This window comes from Nocardiopsis sp. CA-288880, from assembly GCF_050955985.1.
GTDB lineage: Bacteria > Actinomycetota > Actinomycetes > Streptosporangiales > Streptosporangiaceae > Nocardiopsis > Nocardiopsis tropica.
In genome coordinates this window covers 6928742-6944749 of sequence record NZ_CP192105.1, presented here as the reverse complement: position 1 = coordinate 6944749, position 16008 = coordinate 6928742, and the positions used below count along the sequence as shown (strand labels likewise).

19 protein-coding genes and 1 pseudogene are annotated in these 16008 nt (G+C 73.2%); 16 read left to right on the top strand and 4 right to left on the bottom strand.

Going from position 1 to position 16008, the window contains the following annotated elements; all coding sequences use genetic code 11:
- Positions 1 to 197 precede the first annotated feature (197 nt).
- Together ACQPYD_RS29950 and ACQPYD_RS29945 are read right to left on the bottom strand one after the other, a co-directional pair.
- Complete coding sequence (locus tag ACQPYD_RS29950; protein WP_433698703.1) at positions 198 to 353, bottom strand: hypothetical protein; 156 nt, start codon at positions 351 to 353, stop codon at positions 198 to 200.
- An 84-nt stretch (positions 354 to 437) separates the two neighbouring features.
- The gene (locus tag ACQPYD_RS29945; RefSeq protein ID WP_433698702.1) at positions 438 to 1271 is read right to left on the bottom strand and encodes an exonuclease domain-containing protein; all 834 of its coding nucleotides are present in this window, start codon (positions 1269 to 1271) and stop codon (positions 438 to 440) included.
- 150 nt (positions 1272 to 1421) lie between these two features.
- Between ACQPYD_RS29945 and ACQPYD_RS29940 the strand changes: the two genes are divergently transcribed.
- Together ACQPYD_RS29940 and ACQPYD_RS29935 are read left to right on the top strand one after the other, a co-directional pair.
- Positions 1422 to 1640 carry a hypothetical protein gene (locus ACQPYD_RS29940; RefSeq protein ID WP_267946872.1) on the top strand — a complete coding sequence of 73 codons (219 nt, stop codon included), beginning with the start codon at positions 1422 to 1424 and terminating at the stop codon, positions 1638 to 1640.
- A 37-nt stretch (positions 1641 to 1677) separates the two neighbouring features.
- Entirely contained in the window at positions 1678 to 2067 is a 390-nt protein-coding gene (locus ACQPYD_RS29935; protein WP_433698701.1) for a hypothetical protein, read from the top strand.
- A 49-nt stretch (positions 2068 to 2116) separates the two neighbouring features.
- Here the strand turns inward: ACQPYD_RS29935 and ACQPYD_RS29930 are convergent, their stop codons facing one another.
- On the bottom strand, positions 2117 to 2722 hold the full coding sequence (locus ACQPYD_RS29930) for a hypothetical protein (RefSeq protein ID WP_433698700.1): 606 nt from the start codon (positions 2720 to 2722) through the stop codon (positions 2117 to 2119).
- A 544-nt stretch (positions 2723 to 3266) separates the two neighbouring features.
- On the opposite strand from ACQPYD_RS29930, the gene ACQPYD_RS29925 reads away from it, so the two are divergent.
- Together ACQPYD_RS29925 and ACQPYD_RS29920 are read left to right on the top strand one after the other, a co-directional pair.
- Positions 3267 to 3503, top strand: a complete 237-nt coding sequence (locus tag ACQPYD_RS29925; RefSeq protein ID WP_433698699.1) for a hypothetical protein — start codon at positions 3267 to 3269, stop codon at positions 3501 to 3503.
- A 109-nt stretch (positions 3504 to 3612) separates the two neighbouring features.
- A complete protein-coding gene (locus tag ACQPYD_RS29920; RefSeq protein ID WP_433698698.1) occupies positions 3613 to 4200 on the top strand; it encodes a sigma-70 family RNA polymerase sigma factor in 588 nt (195 codons plus the stop codon).
- Between the two features lie 164 nt (positions 4201 to 4364).
- Here ACQPYD_RS29920 and ACQPYD_RS29915 read toward each other — a convergent pair whose 3' ends face one another.
- Positions 4365 to 4895, bottom strand: coding sequence for an inorganic diphosphatase (locus ACQPYD_RS29915; protein WP_267946867.1), 531 nt, complete (start codon positions 4893 to 4895; stop codon positions 4365 to 4367).
- 76 nt (positions 4896 to 4971) lie between these two features.
- On the opposite strand from ACQPYD_RS29915, the gene dacB reads away from it, so the two are divergent.
- From dacB to ACQPYD_RS29855, 12 genes and pseudogenes are all read left to right on the top strand, one after another.
- Entirely contained in the window at positions 4972 to 6342 is a 1371-nt protein-coding gene (gene dacB / locus ACQPYD_RS29910) for a D-alanyl-D-alanine carboxypeptidase/D-alanyl-D-alanine endopeptidase (RefSeq protein ID WP_433698697.1), read from the top strand.
- A gap of 140 nt (positions 6343 to 6482) precedes the next feature.
- The gene (locus ACQPYD_RS29905; RefSeq protein ID WP_267950543.1) at positions 6483 to 7565 is read left to right on the top strand and encodes a zinc-dependent metalloprotease; all 1083 of its coding nucleotides are present in this window, start codon (positions 6483 to 6485) and stop codon (positions 7563 to 7565) included.
- Positions 7562 to 8578: a tRNA lysidine(34) synthetase TilS gene (gene tilS, locus ACQPYD_RS29900; RefSeq protein WP_433698696.1), complete on the top strand. Its 1017-nt coding sequence runs from the start codon at positions 7562 to 7564 to the stop codon at positions 8576 to 8578. Before ACQPYD_RS29905 ends, tilS begins: the two co-directional genes overlap by 4 nt.
- Positions 8579 to 8716: 138 nt before the next feature.
- Positions 8717 to 9271, top strand: a complete 555-nt coding sequence (gene hpt / locus ACQPYD_RS29895; protein WP_267946864.1) for a hypoxanthine phosphoribosyltransferase — start codon at positions 8717 to 8719, stop codon at positions 9269 to 9271.
- 261 nt (positions 9272 to 9532) lie between these two features.
- Positions 9533 to 11539, top strand: coding sequence for an ATP-dependent zinc metalloprotease FtsH (gene ftsH / locus ACQPYD_RS29890; RefSeq protein WP_433698695.1), 2007 nt, complete (start codon positions 9533 to 9535; stop codon positions 11537 to 11539).
- Positions 11540 to 11568: 29 nt separating this feature from the next.
- Positions 11569 to 12135, top strand: a complete 567-nt coding sequence (folE, locus tag ACQPYD_RS29885; RefSeq protein ID WP_433698693.1) for a GTP cyclohydrolase I FolE — start codon at positions 11569 to 11571, stop codon at positions 12133 to 12135.
- Between the two features lie 102 nt (positions 12136 to 12237).
- On the top strand, positions 12238 to 13143 hold the full coding sequence (folP, locus tag ACQPYD_RS29880; protein ID WP_433698692.1) for a dihydropteroate synthase: 906 nt from the start codon (positions 12238 to 12240) through the stop codon (positions 13141 to 13143).
- Positions 13140 to 13583, top strand: a complete 444-nt coding sequence (locus tag ACQPYD_RS29875) for a nuclear transport factor 2 family protein (protein WP_330156501.1) — start codon at positions 13140 to 13142, stop codon at positions 13581 to 13583. Before folP ends, ACQPYD_RS29875 begins: the two co-directional genes overlap by 4 nt.
- Positions 13580 to 13939: pseudogene (gene folB, locus ACQPYD_RS29870) on the top strand (dihydroneopterin aldolase); the annotation flags it as partial. The gene ACQPYD_RS29875 and the pseudogene folB, both read left to right, overlap by 4 nt.
- 71 nt (positions 13940 to 14010) lie before the next feature.
- A complete protein-coding gene (gene folK, locus ACQPYD_RS29865; protein ID WP_433698691.1) occupies positions 14011 to 14547 on the top strand; it encodes a 2-amino-4-hydroxy-6-hydroxymethyldihydropteridine diphosphokinase in 537 nt (178 codons plus the stop codon).
- A complete protein-coding gene (locus tag ACQPYD_RS29860) occupies positions 14547 to 15035 on the top strand; it encodes a DUF3180 domain-containing protein (RefSeq protein WP_402919037.1) in 489 nt (162 codons plus the stop codon). Before folK ends, ACQPYD_RS29860 begins: the two co-directional genes overlap by 1 nt.
- A gap of 353 nt (positions 15036 to 15388) precedes the next feature.
- Entirely contained in the window at positions 15389 to 15835 is a 447-nt protein-coding gene (locus ACQPYD_RS29855) for a PH domain-containing protein (RefSeq protein ID WP_433702173.1), read from the top strand.
- The last annotated feature ends 173 nt before the right edge of the window (positions 15836 to 16008 follow it).

The window sequence follows — 16008 nt, the reverse complement described above, 5'->3', positions numbered from 1 at the left end:
GAGGCGGGAGGGCCGTCTCCGGCTGCGCCGACCGCGCTCGGACAGCCGGGCCCGGGCCGGCCTTCGCCGCCCGTCCCGCGGAAGGGGCCCGGCGACCGCTCGCGGCGATCGGCGCACGCGGTTCCGTCACGGGCCGCGGGGCGCGGTCCGGACCGCGCCCCGCGGACGTCGCCTCGCGGTCCCCCCCGGCCCGGACCTCAGACGCGCTGCCGGTTCTGGAGCCACCCCCACACGGCGGTGGCGACGAACAGGATCGCGCCGATGACGGCGAGCCAGACCAGCCCCTTGATCACCACGCCGATGATGGTGAGGATCAGCCAGATCGCCAGCAGTACCAGGATGAGGTAGACCATGTCGCCTCCTGAGGATGTGCGCTCTGTGGGGGTGGCCTACCCGTTCGCCGGGGTTCCGCACATCACGGGCCGCGGGGAGGTCCCTCAGGGCCAGGCGCCGTCCACCACGGTCCCGTGGTCGGGCTTGTTGCTGTCCATCCACGCCTGGCGGTTGCGGGCGTAGGAGAGGGCCCAGTCGACCTGGCGCCGGTGCAGCTCGGCGAGGTCCGCCGAGGCGAGGCCGGGGTGGCGGGCGCCGATCTCCTCGGCCAGGGCCAGGGCGGCGGACGCGTCGCCCCGGGCCGTGTGGGCGTCGGTCAGCTCCACCCCGTAGTACTCGCACATGGCGCCCAGGTTGCGCTTGCCCTTGCGGTAGGGCTCCACCCCGCGGTCGATCACCAGCGGGTCCACCAGGGGCGCGGGAGGCCCGCCCAGGCGCTCCTCCAGGGAGGCCAGGCCGTACCGCCGCAGTTCGCAGGAGAGGACCCGCAGGTCGTAGGGGGCGTTGAAGACCACCAGGCCCTGGCCGGCGGAGAGCTGTTCGGCCAGGGCCCCGGCGATCTCCTCCAGGCACTCGGCGGCCGGCCGCCCCTCGGCGCGGGCCCGTTCGGTGCTGATCCCGTGGACCGCCACCGCTCCCGCCGGGATCTCCCGCTCGCCGGGGCTCACCAGCCAGGTGCGGGCCTTGCCCTCGCGGTCCACGAGGGCGGCCGACACCAGGAAGGCGGTGTCGGGGTCGCGGGAGGAGGTCTCGGAGTCGAAGCCGAGCAGGGGGGTGGTGTGCCATCCGGGGTGCGCGCCCCGTGAGGGAGGGACGGGGCGCGGCTCGTGCTCGGCGCAGTAGGTGAGCCAGCGGCCGTCCCCCTTGAGGACGACCCCCTCGCCGGTACCGACGGCGACCTGGCAGGTGGTGCATGTCCCGGGGTAGCGGTTGCGCATGGATTCCTCTCGGCCGGATGGTCGGCACTGCTGTGAGCAGCGGCGATGTTCCATCGTAGAGCGGCTCTGCGACAGTCGGGGAGGGGGTGGAAGGGGCGGTGCCGGTGGGGCGCGTGTGTGCGGGGGCCTTCTTCTGGGGAGGGGAAGGGCATGAGTTTGGAAGAGGCATCACGTCAGCTGGAAGCAGCGATCCACGACGCACGGGTTTCCTTCGACTGCATCCTGTTGGAGGAGCTCGACCGCGCGCACACGAACGCGATCACCGCCAGAGCCGCGGTCGACGCGGCGGAGCAGGCCATCAGGGTCGAGTTCGAGAGGCGGGAGGCCGCCAAGGAGGACTCGTCGGAGACGACGGGGACCGCCGACTGACCCACCATCGAATCGAACATATTTTCGATCAAAGGGTATGCTGGTCGGCATGCCCGATCAGCCGCTGACGCCGGACTGGCCCGCGAGTGTTCACCCGCCCGGGTCGGACTCCTTCGAGCAGACCGCCCTCGTGTGGCTGTTCGACCACGTGCCCGCCGACTACCGGCTGCACGGGGTCCTGCGTCGTCATCCCGTAGCCCTCTCCCGGCTGGCCCGCCAGTACGTCTCCGCGGCGCTGGAGGCCGCCCGGGAGGGGTACCGGACCGCACGGGTCGACCTCCGCGACCACCTGCCCCCGCACGCGCTCGACCAGGTGATGAACGCCTACCTCGCGGAGGGGCAGCGCATGGCGGGGGTCCTGCGGTCGGTCGAGGCGGTCGACGCTGCGCTCCGCGCGGCCACCGGCGAACGGGGCGCGGATGTGTGAGCGCCCCGCCGCGGGACCGAGCACGGGCGCGGTGTCCGGGCGCGGGCGATCAGGCGGTCACCCGGACCACCACGGCCACCTCGTCCCCGGTGTTCACCAGGAAGTGGTGTCCCCGTGCGGTCCCTCCCGCGGGTGCGCCGACCACGCGGGCCCGGCCCTCGGCCAGCTCCGAGGCCGAGCGCATCTGCCCGTCGGGGGCCGACGCGATCAGGTGGGCGCGACCGCTGACCAGGTAGAGGACCTCCATGCCGTGCGGGCGCGCGGGGTGGTCGGCGGGGCCGGACACGAAGCTGTTGGGTTCGAGGGCCACGGTGGTCACCCGCAGCCGGCCGCTCGCGTGGCGGCGGGCGGCGCGGGGCGCCGGCTGCCAGTGCCCCCGCCGGGTCGGCCACAGGGTGGGTCGGCGCAGCGAGGACGCGGCGCCGCGGGCCGCCGCCACCAGGCGGCCCAGGGTCGGCAGGCGCCGTTCGCCCAGGTGGGCGTAGCCGGAAGGGCGTCCGGCGTCCACCACGTCGCCGATCCCCTCCAGCGAGACCGGCCCGGGGGCCGGGGACGGGGTGTCGGAGGGGCGGCGGGCGGCCGGCGCCGACACGGCGGACGGCGGGGCCTCGGAGGACGGGAGAACGGCGGTGGGGTCGAGAGTGCGCTGGGGCATCGTGAGAGGATCTTTCCCGTGTGCGCGCCCGTGTGCCGGGAACGCGCGGATGTCGTCGGTGGGTCCCGGCGGGCCGGGCGGCAGGTGCGAGGCCTCCGCGCTTACGCGTGGAGACGGGAATCACCCTGCGGGATGCGCCCCGTGTCCGGACCACACACCGAGGTGGTCGGAGCGGAGGGGCACGCGGTCGAGCGACGGCGTACGGAGACGCCTCAGAATCGGCTCAGCGACGACAACACGGACACGCCGCACAGGCCAGGTGGCAGGGGGCCCCGGGGGCCGTGCGAGCCGTGGCGTCGGTGCGGGTGCGCGGATACATAGGTGCAAGGACACCAGCAAAGTCCGGGAGGAGTCAAGCCATCGTCGGGAATCGCGCGTGTCGGCCACCTCACCCCGGAGGCGCGCCGGGTGTGTTGCGGGTGGCGCTGCGCGGTGGTGACATGTGGAGCCCGAGTACGGCGTGCGAACACCGCCGGAGCGGGCACCATCCCCCAGCCGTAGTGACAGGAGCGGCCGTTATGGCATACCTCCCCAGAAGGCACAGTTGAACCCCGAGACCCCGGGGCTGTGGGCGCGTGTGCTCGTGCGCGCGCTCGTCGTCGCGGCCGCCGCGGTGATGGCGCTCGGCTTCCTCGGACCGGGCGCGGCCGTCCTGGTCGCCGCGCTGACCGTGCTGACCTTCGTGCTGCTGTGGCTGCGCGCGCGCCACCAGAGGTCCTCCCGGCCCCCCGGCGGAGCCCCCAGCCCCCCGGAACCCCGGGGTCCCCGGGACGCGGACTGAGGGGACCGCCCGCACCGGTTCCTTCGGTTCGACGGGCGGAGCGCCGGTACGGCACGTCTTTCGACAAAGGGGGATGTGCCGCCCGCCGCGCCGCGTAGATTCTTGGTCTATGACGGACCAGGATCTCCTCCACGCCCTGCGCTCCAGTCGCATACCGCGGGCCGACGCCTACGCGAGGCTGCTCGACGCCTACGGGGAGGAGCTCTACCGGCGCTGCATCCTGGTCCTGCGCGACCGCGACGCCGCGCACGTGGTGCTCAGGGACACGCTGATCGCCGCCCGGGCGCACATCGGCCGGCTGGAGGAGCCCGAGCACCTGGGGGAATGGCTGCACGCCCTGGCGGAGGCGGAGTGCGCCAGGCGGCTCGCGTCCGGCCTGCGGACGGCCGCGCCGGTCGGGATGTCCCTACCCGAGAGGACCGCGCTGGTGCCGGTCCGGGTGCTCAACGGGATGAGCGGGCCCGAGCTCGACGGGTACCGGGCCCACGTGGCCGCGCGCGCCGACCACTTCGACCGGAACGGGTTCCCGGTGCGGCCCGACGGCCCCCTGCGGCTGCGGGGGGTGGTGGCCCTGGCCCCCGTCGCGCTGGCGGTCGTGTGCGCCCTGCTCCTGGTCGCGTTCGCCGGTTTCGTGCTCGCCCGGGACCACGCCCCCGAATCCGCCCCCGGGGAGGCGATCCCGCAGAGCCGGAGATGACGCCGGCCGTCCACAGCCCCTACCGGGGCGGGGCGAACCGGGGTTTCATGGATACAGGGGGGCCGCAGGCCCCGACGGCGCCGGCGTGCCCCGACGGCGGAGGGCCGGTGGGGACGTCCCCACCGGCCCTCCGCCGGCACAGCCGGACCACGCGTCGGCGACGCCTACTTGTCGCCCTCGGTGTCGGAGATGTGCGAGCTGTCGCCGTGCGCCCCCGCCTCCTCCGCGCGCTTCACGGAGGCCACGATCTCCTGCTCGGCCTCGTGGCGGCCCACCCAGCTGGCGCCCTCGACGGACTTGCCGGGCTCCAGGTCCTTGTACACCGTGAAGAAGTGCTCGATCTCCAGGCGCTCGAACTCGTTGACGTGGTGAATGTCACGAAGGTGCTCCTGGCGCGGGTCCGTCGCCGGAACGCAGAGCAGCTTGTCGTCACCACCGGCCTCGTCGCGCATCCGGAACATGCCGATGGCGCGGGCCCTGATCAGGCAGCCCGGGAAGGTCGGGGCCTTGAGCAGGACGAGGGCGTCCAAGGGGTCGCCGTCCTCGCCGAGGGTTCCCTCGACGAAGCCGTAGTCCGCGGGGTAGGTGGTGGAGGTGAACAGCATGCGGTCGAGGCGGATACGACCGGTCTCGTGGTCCACCTCGTACTTGTTGCGCTCCCCCTTGGGGATCTCGATCGTAACGTCGAATTCCATGCTGATCTCGGCTCCCAATGCGACTAATGTCGCCGTATAACAACAACGTCAGGCCGCGACACCGAAGGAAGGGCAGGTGCCCCGGGTGCGACGGGTACGAGGCGAGGGGCTCCTCGCACTGGCCCTGCTCAACATATTCGTGCTGATTGCCGGGTTCGTAGCCCTCGACGTGATCGAGGCTCGGCCGCTTCCCGCAGTGCCCAACCCGGTCACGAACGCCGAGGGCGTGGCGGCGGCGGAACCCGCGGCCTCGACTCCGGCGGACCCGGAACGGATCGCGGACATCCTTGATGATCCCATGTCGTCCCCGGGGCTCGAGGAGGGCCTCTCCGGTTACGTCGTCGACGGAACGACCGGTGAGACGCTCTTCGAGAGTGACGCGGACACGCCCGTGACCCCCGCTTCGACGACCAAGATCGCCACGGCCGTCGCCGTCCTGGACACCGTCGGCCCCGACCACGTGCTGCGCACCGAGGCGTACCTCGACACCGGCGCGAACCGGGTGGTGCTGCGCGGAGGGGGCGACACGACCCTGACCGCGACCGCCGACTCCGCAGCTTACCCGCAGGTAGCCACACTGGAGGAGCTCGCGGCGCGCACGGCCGAGGCGCTGGCGGCGGAGGGCGTCGACGCCGTCTCCCTGGGCTACGACGACTCGCTGTTCACCGGCCCCGGGACCCCGGAGGGCTGGAAGCCCAACTACGTCCCCGAGGGCAACGCGGCCCCGGTCACCGCCCTGATGCTCGACTCCGGCCGGGTCTCCCCGGAGGCCAGCGGCTACGGCTCGCGCACGACGGAGCCGTCCCTGCACGCCGCGCGGGCGTTCGCCGAGCAGCTGGAGCGGGCGGGCGTCGAGGTCGAGGGCGAGCCGTCGGAGGCCACCGCCTCGGGCGAGCCCGTGGCGTCGGTGGAGTCGGCGCCGATGGCCTCCCTGGTGGAGTTCATGATGCTCGCCAGCGACAACATCCTGGCCGAGTCCATGGGCCGGATCACCGCGATCGGGACGGGGGAGGAGCCCACCTTCGACGGCGCCACGGCGGCCACCGAGCGGATCATGTCCGGGCTGGGCGTCGAGGGTGTCTCCCTGACGGACAACAGCGGCCTCAGCACCCGCAACCGCATCACGCCGCGCGCCCTGGTCGAGCTCCTGGAGCTGGTCGCGAGCGGCGAACGCCCCGACCTGGGCGCGGCGGTGACCGGGCTGCCGACCGCCCACGCCACCGGCACCCTGGCCGGGCGCTACACCGAGGGCTCCTCCGCCCACGACGCCGCGGGCCTGGTGCGCGGCAAGACGGGCACGCTCAACGGGGTGGCCACCCTCGCCGGAACGGTCCACGACCGCGAGGGCAACGTGTTCGTCTTCGCCTTCATGGCCAACAACCCGGCGGCGAGCGGCTACCAGCTCGACGCGCTGCCCGCGGCGCTCAGCCGCTGCGGCTGCTCCTGACCGCTGCCGCCCCTCCGCTCCGGGCGCCCGGAGCGGAGGGGCGATTCGGCCGGTCTCAGGGGTATCCCTGGGGGCACCCGGAATTCCGACCCTGATCCCCGTGCCCTCCGCCGCTGCGTGGGTAGGCTGGCGGTGTGACTGTGATCGACTGGGACGTAGCCGTCAACACCGGTGTTCGCCTCGTGCGCCCTGGGCCGCAGGTGGACCTCTCCGACGCACGGCAGGCCGTGGCGCAGTTGCGCGAGCTCTCCACCGTGGCGGCCGGGCACGTGCGCGACTTCACCGGAATGAACCCCCTCGAACCAGCGGGACCCGCGGCCGTCGTGGACCGCCCCGGCTGGATCCGAGCCAACGTCGACGGGTTTCGAGTGGTCATCGAACCCGTACTCGAGCAAATGGGCGCCGACCGGCTCAACAACAGCCCCGCCGGGAACCTGACCAGCGCGGTCGGGTCCCGGATCACGGGGATGCAGCTGGGAGCGATGCTCTCCTACCTGGCGGGGAAGGTCCTCGGCCAGTACGAGCTCTTCCTGCCGCCGGGCCCCGACGGCGCCGTGTCGACCGGCCGTCTGACCCTGGTGGCGCCCAACATCGTCAACGCCGAACGCGAGATGGACGTCGACCCCCGGGACTTCCGGCTGTGGGTGTGCCTGCACGAGGAGACCCACCGCATGCAGTTCACGGCCACGCCGTGGCTGCGCGGGCACGTCCAGGGGCTCATGCAGGAGCTCCTGCTGTCGTCCGACATGAACGCGGGCGACCTCATCGACCGGCTGCGCGCGGCCGGCGAGGCCGTCGCGGACGCCGTCCGCGGGGGCGGGGAGACCAGCCTCATCACCGCGATCCAGAGCCCGGAGCAGAGCGAGATCATGGACCGCGTCACCGCGGTCATGAGCCTCGCCGAGGGGCACGGCGACTACGTGATGGACGCCGTCGGACCCGAGGTGGTGCCGACCGTCGCCACCATCCGCGCCCGCTTCCAGAAGCGCCGCGAGTCCGTCAACCCCCTCGACCGGATCATGCGGCAGCTGCTGGGCATGGACATGAAGATGCGCCAGTACGAGGAGGGAGCCGCCTTCGTCCGCGCCGTCGTGGCCGACGTCGGCATGGCGGAGTTCAACAAGGTGTGGACCTCGCCCGAGACCCTCCCCACCCTGGAGGAGATCCGAAACCCGCACACGTGGGTCGCCCGGGTCGTCCGCCCCGCCGCCATCACCGAGTGAGCGGACCGCCCCCCGCCGTGGCCGCGGTGCGCTCGGCGGTCCGGCGGGCGCTGTCCGCCCTGCCCTCCGGCGCCACGGCGCTGGTGGCGTGCAGCGGTGGCGCCGACTCCCTGGCACTGGCGGGGGCGGTGGCCTTCGAGGCGCCGAGGGCGGGGAGGGCCGCGGGCGCGGTCACCGTCGACCACGGGCTCCAGGAGGGGTCCGCGGCGCGGGCGGAGGCGGTCGCCCGCGTCCTGCGCGGGCTCGGACTCGACCCGGTCCTGTCCAGGAGGGTGGAGGTGGGCGCGGACGGGGGGCCGGAGGCCGCCGCGCGCCGTGCCCGCTACGACGCCCTGGAGGGCGCCGCCGCCGCGCACGCCCCCGCGGTGGTGCTGCTCGGCCACACCCTCGACGACCAGGCGGAGACGGTCCTGCTGGGGCTGGCGCGGGGGTCGGGGGCCCGCTCCCTGGCCGGAATGGCGCCACGCACCCGCGGCTACGCGCGCCCCCTCCTCGACCTGGACCGCGCCACGGTCCGCGAGGCGTGCGCCCTCATGGGCCTGGACCCCTGGGAGGACCCGCACAACCTGGACCCCCGCTTCGCCCGGTCGAGGGTGCGCCACGACGCGCTGCCCGCCCTGGAGAGGACGCTGGGGCCGGGGATCGCCGCGGCCCTCGCCCGTACGGCGGCGCTGCTGCGGGCCGACGCCGACACCCTGGACTCCTTCGCCGACGCGCTGTACGCGCAGGCGGCCGAGACGCCGGCCTGCCTCCCGCCGGCCCCCGCGGCCCCGGTCGGGCCGGAGCTGGCGGTGGCCCCGCTGGAGGCGGCCCCCGACGCGCTGCGCACGCGCGTGCTGCGCCGCGCCGCACTGGCGGCCGGCTGCTCCGCGAGCGCGCTGACCGCCCGGCACGTGCGCGAACTGGACCGCCTGGTCGTCGACTGGCGTGGCCAGGCCCACATCGACCTGCCCGGGGGCATCAGGGGGCGGCGCTCCGCGGGCCGTATCCGGTTCGAGGCCGGAGCCCCCTGAACCCCCCCGCCTACCCGGCATGTCCGACCTGCGCGGACGGCGAGGGGGCCGGGGGCCGCCGGTCGGGGGCCGTACCCGTGTTCGGCACGTTTATCCTGGTTGCCGCAAACGGGGAACCCAGCAGCGAGGACAGTGAGCGTGGACGCTAAGGACATGGGTCGGGACCTGGAGAAGGTCCTGGTCACCGAGGAAGAGATCAACGCGCGCCTGGCGGAGCTCGGTGCGCGGATCGACGCGGACTACGCGGGCAGGGACCTGCTGATCGTCGGAGTGCTCAAGGGCGCGGTCATGGTGATGGCCGACCTGGCCCGGGTGCTGCACAGCCCCGTCTCCATGGACTGGATGGCGGTGTCCTCCTACGGCGCGGGGACGACCTCCTCCGGTGTGGTGCGGATCCTCAAGGACCTGGAGACCGACATCAAGGACCGCGACGTCCTGATCGTCGAGGACGTCATCGACTCGGGCCTGACGCTCTCCTGGCTGGTGGGGAACCTCAAGTCGCGCGGGCCCAGCTCGGTCGAGGTCTGCACCATGGTCCGCAAGCCGCTGGCCTTCGACGTCGACCTCGACGTCAAGTACATCGGCTTCGACCTGCCCAACGAGTTCATCGTCGGCTACGGCCTCGACTACGCGGAGAAGTACCGCAACCTGCCGTTCATCGGCACTCTCGCCCCGCACGTCTACGAGGAGTAGCCCCCCGGGAACGCCGCCGCGCGGCCCCCGCGCGGCGGTGGGAACGCTCACGGGAACAACGGGGCGGGGTGCCGTCGTTGCTCACATGACGACCCCGCGTCCGGCTTCCCGAGCGGTGCTCCCGCCCGGTGGGGTGCGGTGTACCGTCGAAGGTCCCGGCGTTCTCGCGGGGAGCCACGTGTCCGTTTGGTCCTGCTTCGGATAGTCCTCTGGGGCGGGCGGCCTGGTCAGGAGGGACGGACCCGACAGGGTTCCGCTCACATGAATCTGAAGCGTTTTTTCCGCGGCCCGTGGATCTGGGTCCTGGCCGTCGGCCTCATGCTCATCATCGGTTTCCGCGTCTTCGACGTCGGTGGCGGACCACAGCCCACGGAGACCGACACCTCGACCGTCTACCAGCTCATCGAGCGGGACGAGGTGGACAACGCCGAGATCGTCGACCGCGACCAGCGCATCGTGCTGACCACGACCGACGACGAGATCTACGAGGCGTACTGGGTGGAGGGGCAGGGCCTCCAACTGGCGGACATGCTCCAGGAGTCCCTGGAGACCGAGGGCAGCAGCCTCGAGTCCTACGAGGTCACGGTCGCCACGACCTCCGTGTGGACCACCGCCCTGTTCAGCCTGCTGCCGCTGATCATCATCATCGTCATCTTCTGGTTCATCTTCAGCCAGATGCAGGGCGGCGGCTCCCGGGTCATGAACTTCGGCAAGTCCAAGGCCAAGCTCATCACCAAGGACACGCCCAAGAACACCTTCTCCGACGTCGCCGGCGCGGACGAGGCGATCGAGGAGCTCCACGAGATCAAGGAGTTCCTCCAGAACCCGTCCAAGTTCCAGGCGATGGGCGCCAAGATCCCCAAGGGCGTGCTCCTGTTCGGCCCGCCCGGAACCGGTAAGACCCTGCTGGCCCGCGCCGTCGCGGGCGAGGCCGGGGTCCCGTTCTACTCCATCTCCGGCTCGGACTTCGTGGAGATGTTCGTCGGTGTCGGCGCCTCCCGTGTGCGCGACCTGTTCGAGCAGGCCAAGGCCAACGCTCCCGCCATCATCTTCATCGACGAGATCGACGCCGTCGGCCGCCACCGCGGCGCGGGCATGGGCGGCGGCCACGACGAGCGCGAGCAGACCCTCAACCAGATGCTGGTCGAGATGGACGGCTTCGACGTCAAGGGCGGCGTCATCCTGATCGCCGCCACGAACCGCCCGGACATCCTCGACCCGGCCCTGCTCCGCCCGGGGCGCTTCGACCGGCAGATCGTCGTCGACCGCCCCGACATGGACGGCCGCCGCGACATCCTCAAGGTCCACTCCAAGGGCAAGCCGCTGGCCGACGACGTCGACTTCAACGTCATCGCCCGCCAGACCGCCGGGATGACCGGCGCCGACCTGGCCAACGTCATCAACGAGGGCGCGCTGCTGTCCGCCCGCGCGGACAGCACGGTCATCACCCACGCGGTCCTGGAGGAGGCCATCGAGCGCGTCATGGCCGGTCCGGAGCGCAAGACCCGGGTCATGTCCGACCAGGAGAAGAAGATCATCGCCTACCACGAGGGCGGCCACGCCCTGGTGGGCCACGCGCTGCCCAACTCGGACCCGGTGCACAAGATCACGATCCTGCCGCGCGGCCGTGCCCTCGGGTACACGATGTCGGTGCCGACCGAGGACAAGTTCCTCACCTCGCGCTCCCAGATGATGGACCAGCTCGCCATGATGCTCGGCGGACGCGCCGCGGAGGAGCTCGTCTTCCACGAGCCCACCACCGGCGCGGGCAACGACATCGACAAGGCCACCAACCTGGCCCGCAACATGGTCACCGAGTACGGCATGAGCGAGCGCCTCGGCGCGCGCAAGTTCGGCTCCGGCAACACCGAGCCCTTCCTGGGCCGGGAGATGTCGCACGCCCGCGAGTACTCCGAGGAGATCGCCTCCATCATCGACGAGGAGGTGCGCCGCCTCATCGAGTCCGCGCACGACGAGGCCTACGACGTCCTCGTCGAGTACCGGGACGTCCTGGACGAGCTGGTCGTGGCCCTGCTGGAGAAGGAGACCCTGACCAAGACCCAGGTGCTGGAGATCTTCGCCCCGGTGGCCGAGCGCCCGTCGCGGGGCTCCTACACCGGCTACGGCAAGCGCCAGCCCTCCGAGCGGCCCCCGGTGCGCTCCAAGAAGGAGCTGGCGGTCCTCAACGGGGCGGAGGTGCAGACCCCGTCCACCAACGGCCGGCTGCCCGAGGCCCCCTCCACCGGCACCGAGGGAGACGACGCGTGAGCGGAGCCGGCGAACTGCCGCCCAGACCAGTGGACCGTCCGCGCATCGAGCGCGCGGTCAGGGAGATCCTCATCGCGATCGGCGAGGACCCCGACCGCGACGGCCTGGTCAAGACCCCGGAGCGGGTGGCGCGCGCCTACGAGGAGCAGTACGCGGGTCTCGGCCAGAAGCCGGGCGACGTGCTCACCACGGTCTTCGAGGCCGACCACGAGGAACTGGTCCTGGTCAAGGACATCGAGCTCTACTCCACGTGCGAGCACCACCTGGTGCCGTTCTACGGGGTCGCGCACGTGGGCTACATCCCGGGCGCCGACGGCCGGATCACGGGCCTGAGCAAGCTCGCCCGGCTGGTGGACGTGTACGCGCGCCGCCCGCAGGTCCAGGAGAGGCTCACCGGCCAGGTCGCGGACGCGATCATGGACCACCTCCAGCCCCGCGGCGTGATCGTCGTGGTCGAGGCCGAGCACCTGTGCATGACGATGCGCGGGGTGCGCAAGCCCGGGGCCCAGACCGTCACCTCCGCGGTGCGGGGGATCTTCCGCAGCAGCGACCGCACCCGGTCCGAGGCGATGAGCCTGATCCTCGACCGGCGCTGAGGGCGCTCCGGGGCGGAGCCCCGGAAGTGACGTCGCGGACATCCGGCCGGGGGCCGGGGGCACGAGCCCCCGGCCCCCGGCCGTACGCGTAGGGTGATCCTTATGGGGCCGAAACACACACTTCCGGGCCTGCCCGACCGCGGGCGGTGCCTGGTCATGGGGGTCGTGAACGTCACCCCCGACTCCTTCTCCGACGGCGGCGCGTGGTTCGATCCCGACAGGGCGATCGAGCACGGCCTGCGCCTGGTCGAGGAGGGCGCGGACATCATCGACGTGGGCGGTGAGTCCACCCGCCCCGGAGCGCAGCGCGTCTCCGCGGAGGAGGAGCTGCGAAGGGTCGAGCCCGTCGTGCGCGAACTCGCCTCGCGCGGCGTCGCCGTCAGCGTGGACACCATGCGCGCGGAGGTCGCGGAGCGGTCCGTCGAGGTCGGCGCGGTGCTCGTCAACGACGTCAGCGGGGGCCTCGCCGATCCGGCGATGGCACGCCTTGTCGCCTCTTCCGGCGTTGCCTACGTGTTGATGCACTGGCGTGGGCATAGTCATGACATGCAGAGCCGTGCCGTGTACACGGATGTCGTCCAGGAGGTCCTCGATGAGCTCCGCGACCGTATGGAGGCCATGATCAGTGCAGGTGTCGATCCGGGTCAGATCGTTCTGGACCCGGGACTGGGATTCTCCAAACGCCCCGAGCAGGCGCACAACTGGGCGCTTCTCCACGACCTCGAACGCTTCCACGAACTGGGGCGGCCGGTGCTGGTGGCCGGTTCGCGCAAACGCTTCCTGAGCCGGCTCCTCGGCGACGCCAAGGGCGAGGACCGCCCGTTCGCCGAGTGCGACGCCGCCACGGCCGCCGTCACCACGCTGTCCGCCGACCGCGGGGCGTGGGCCGTGCGGGTGCACGACGTGCGGCCCAACGCCGACGCCGTGCGCGTCGCCGCCGCCTGGGCCGACGGCGGCGCCGGCCTGGACGAGGGGCGCTCCGAGCCGCTGGACCGGGGCGGCCGGTGAAGTCGCGCCAGGAGGTCATGGAGCGCGTGGCCGAGGCCAACGCGCAGTTCTACAGCGCCATCGAGAACGGCGACATCGACCTGATGCGCAGCGTCTGGGCCGAGGAGCACGAGGCGCCGGACCTGGTGTGCGTCAACCCGGGCTGGCCGCTGCTGCGCGGCCGGACCGAGATCATGAGGGCCTGGTCGCTGATCATGGCCAACGTGACGTACATCCAGTACGTGCTCACCGAGACCCACATCGGGGTCGGGGGCGACATCGCCATGGTGACGTGCGAGGAGAACGTTCTCACCGCCGAGGACGGCAGCCCCGGCTTCGTCGCCGGGGGCCAGGTGGTGACCACCAACCTGTTCGTGGACACGGAGCAGGGATGGAGGCTGTGGTCGCACCACGCCTCTCCCGTGCTGATGGAGGACGACGACGAGGAGGGCGAGGAGTGACGCGGGACCGCATCGCCCTCCGCGGCCTCCGCGCGCGCGGCCACCACGGGGTGTTCGGGTTCGAGCGCCGCGAGGGCCAGGACTTCGTGGTCGACGCCGTGCTCCACCTGGACACCGCGGTGGCGGCGGCCTCCGACGACGTCGGCGACACCGTCCACTACGGGCTGCTCGCCGACCGGCTGGTCGCGATCGTGACCGGTGAGCCGGTCAACCTGATCGAGACGCTCGCCGAGCGCCTGGCGGACGCGTGCCTGTCCGAGCCCCTGGTCGACCGGGCCGAGGTGACGGTGCACAAGCCGTCCGCGCCCATCGACCACGAGTTCGCGGACGTCGCGGTCACCGTGGTCAGGGACCGGACGGACGGGGGCCCGGGGCAGCCCGGCGCCGCGGAGCCCGCCCGCGTCCCGGACGGACGGGGGGCGCGGACGTGACCCGGGCGGTGCTCTCCCTGGGGTCCAACCTCGGGGACCGGACGGCGGCCCTCCAGGGCGCGGTGGACACCCTGCTGGGCGGGCCGGGCGCGCCCGCCCCGGTGGCGGTCTCCCCGGTCTACGAGACCGCCCCGGTGGGCGGCCCCGAGCAGGGGGCGTTCCTCAACGCGGTCCTCGTCGTGGACACGGTCGGCACGCCCGGGGAGCTGCTGGCCCGCGCGCAGGACGCCGAGCGGGCCTTCGGCCGGGTCCGCGGGGTCCGGTGGGGCCCGCGCACCCTGGACGTGGACGTCGTCTCGTACGGCGACGTGCGCGACGACGACCCGGACCTGACCCTGCCGCACCCGCGGGCGCACCTGAGGGCGTTCGTCCTCCAGCCGTGGCTGGACGCCGACCCCCTCGCCGAACTGCCGGGCCGCGGCCCGGTCGCGGACCTCTTGGCCGACCTCGTGGCCGAGGACGCCGACGGCGCGCAGGAGCTCCGCGTGCGCGAGGACCTCGGACTGCGGCTGCCGGGCGGGGAGGTCCGCTGATGGCCGAGGACGACGAGGGGCGGCTCCGGCCCACGGGCTGGCGGGTGCCGGCGCTGCTGGCGGTGGCCGGGGCCCTCCTGGGCGTCCTGCTGACCAACGCGCTGCCGGCCCTGCCCCTCCTGCCGTGGTCGGCGATCCCGACCCTGCTGCTGCTCGCCCTCGCGGAGGGGTTCACGGCGGGGCGGACCCGCAGGCGCATCCGCCACGAGCCCGGCACCGAGCCGATCCAGCCGCTCAGCGCGGCCCGCCTGGTCGCCCTGGCCAAGGCGAGCGCGCTGTTCGCGTCGCTGGCGCTGGGCTTCTTCGCGGGCATGGCGCTCACGGTGTCGGACATGCTGGTGCTGCCCACGCAGCGGGAGGTGTTCCTGACGGCGCTGTTCACGGCGCTGTCCGCCGGGCTCCTGCTGGCCGCGGCCCTCTACCTGGAGTACTGCTGCCGGGTCCCCGAGGACGACGACAGGGGCGACGAGCCCCCGGCCGCCCGGTAGGCCGTGTCCCGCGGGCCGTTCCGGGCCCGCGGCGACCGGCGCGGGCGCCGGGGGCGTCCACGGAACACGCCCCGGGCGCACCGGCCACGGAAGCCGGTGCCGCCCGGCGCGGGCGGGGAGGCCGACCCCCGCGACGGGCCCGTCGGCCGCTTCCGGGGCGCCCGCGCCGCGGTCCGGCCCGGGGCCGCGCCGAGCCGCTCCGGCGGGGGGTTGCCCGCTGATGGTTGACTGGCTCCGTGGAGACCAGTGATCCGACACCGCAGCCGACGCCGCCGCCCCCGACCGGGGAGCCCCGGCCCGCCCGGCCGCTCGACGCGGCGTTCGCCCCGCCCGAGAACACCTCCTGGAACCGCGTGTCGCCCGCCCTCGCGTGGTACCGCAGGCTCGTGGTGGGCGCGGTGTGCCTGATCGCCGGTGCCGGGGGCGCCGTGACGCTCTTCGTCTGGGCCTCCTGGCCGTGGGCCGCGGGCTGGACGGCGGCGGCCCTGGCGGCCTTCGCCGCGGGCTGGCTCCTGGCCGGGCGGTTCCGCGGGTCGTGGGGGTACGCGGAAGCCGCGGAGGAGCTGTACCTGACCTACGGGGTGCTCGTCCGCCAGCTGGTGGTCGTCCCCTACGGCCGCATGCAGGTCGTCGACGTCACCGCCGACCTGCTGGAACAGGCACTGGGGATCGCGACCGTGCGGGTGCGCACCGCGGCGAGCACCGCCGACATCCGCGTGGTCGGACTCCCCCTGGCCGAAGCCGTCCAGTTGCGCGACCGGCTCGCGGCGCGCAGCGAGAGTTTCTCGACGGGGTTGTAAGTGCACGGACCAGCTCAGCCGTCCCAGGAGCCTCAGCGTCCACCGGGGGAACAGCCCTCGGGGGAGGGCGCCGCGCGTGAGGACCCGCCGGGGCCGCAGGACACGGCCGGACCGGGGTGGGTCCCGCCCGGCGGGGGCCCGCGCCCGGAGGCGGCGGGGGCGGAGTCCGGACC